This is a genomic window from Bradyrhizobium sp. SHOUNA76 (assembly GCF_023006445.1).
Classification (GTDB): Bacteria; Pseudomonadota; Alphaproteobacteria; order Rhizobiales; family Xanthobacteraceae; genus Bradyrhizobium.
Map to the genome: position 1 here is coordinate 1 of NZ_JALBHA010000902.1, position 1,321 is coordinate 1,321.

3 protein-coding genes are annotated in these 1,321 nt (G+C 63.5%); all 3 read left to right on the forward strand.

Going from position 1 to position 1,321, the window contains the following annotated elements:
• Nucleotides 1-255: chemotaxis protein CheW (locus MOV74_RS38405; protein WP_246932749.1), on the forward strand; the 255-nt coding region annotated here is incomplete at its 5' end.
• Nucleotides 256-325: 70 nt separating this feature from the next.
• Entirely contained in the window at nt 326-691 is a 366-nt protein-coding gene (locus MOV74_RS38410) for a PleD family two-component system response regulator (RefSeq protein ID WP_007600538.1), read from the forward strand.
• A gap of 75 nt (nt 692-766) precedes the next feature.
• On the forward strand, nt 767-1,321 hold a 555-nt coding region (locus MOV74_RS38415; RefSeq protein ID WP_246932751.1), incomplete at its 3' end, for a response regulator.

Below are 1,321 nucleotides of genomic sequence, written 5' to 3' on the forward strand. Positions count from 1 at the left end.
CTGCCGCAGCCTGAGGACGGCAAGGTGCCGATGGCGGTCGGCGTCGACCTGCGCGGCGAATCCTATGGCCTGCTGATCGACCAGATCGGCGAGGTGCTGCGCCTGCCCGAAGCCGGCATGGAAGAGAACCCCGTCAACCTCGATCCCCGCATGGCCAAGCTCGCCGGCGGCGTCCACCGCCTCGACGGACAGCTCATGGTCGTCCTCGACGTCGATCGCGTCCTCGAGCTCGCGCCCGAGATGATGGCGGCCTGATACGGCGGCCTCGCCGCCGATGGACTTGCAATTGGAAGTGCCTCCGCAAAGGGGGAGGAAGGAGGTTCACATGCGAACTTGTCTCGTCGTTGATGATTCCAGCGTCATCCGCAAGGTTGCGCGCCGGATCCTGGAGGGCCTCGACTTCCAAATCCTCGAGGCCGAGGACGGTGAGAAGGCGCTGGAAGCCTGCAAGCGTGGCTTGCCCGATGCGGTGCTGCTCGACTGGAACATGCCCGTGATGGACGGCTATGAGTTCCTCGGCCATCTCAGGCGCATGCCCGGCGGCGACCAGCCCAAGGTCGTATTCTGCACCACCGAGAACGACGTCGCGCATATCGCGCGCGCGCTGCATGCGGGCGCCAACGAGTACATCATGAAGCCGTTCGACAAGGACATCGTGACGGCGAAATTCCAGGAAGTCGGCCTTATCTGAACGAACGGCCGGAAGCCGAACGGATCCTTCGGCGCCTGTTTTCAACTGTATCCTTTCAGTCTGAGTTGGTGAGTAATGAGCGTTGCGTTCGCAGGTAATTCGACTTCGACCGGCTCGCGCGAAGCGGGACCGCTGCGGGTGATGATCGTCGACGATTCCGTCGTCATTCGCGGTCTGATCTCGCGCTGGATCGGCGCCGAGCACGACATGGAAGTCGCGGCTTCGCTGCGCACCGGGCTCGAAGCGGTCAACCAGGTCGAACGCATCAATCCCGACGTTGCCGTGCTCGACATCGAAATGCCCGAGCTCGACGGCATCTCGGCGCTGCCGCAACTCCTGGCGAAGAAGCGCGATCTGGTCATCATCATGGCCTCGACGCTGACCCGCCGCAACGCGGAGATCAGCTTCAAGGCGCTGTCGCTCGGCGCGGCCGATTATATTCCAAAGCCGGAATCGACGCGCGAGGCGTCGGCCGCGGATATCTTTCATCACGATTTGATCCAGAAGATCCGCCATCTCGGTGCGCGGCTGCGCCGCAAGCACGCGGTTGCGAGCCCGCATCAGGATCGATTCCGGATGGGCCTCCGGCTCGAATGCCGACGGCGTCATGACGAGGCGCGCGATCGGTTT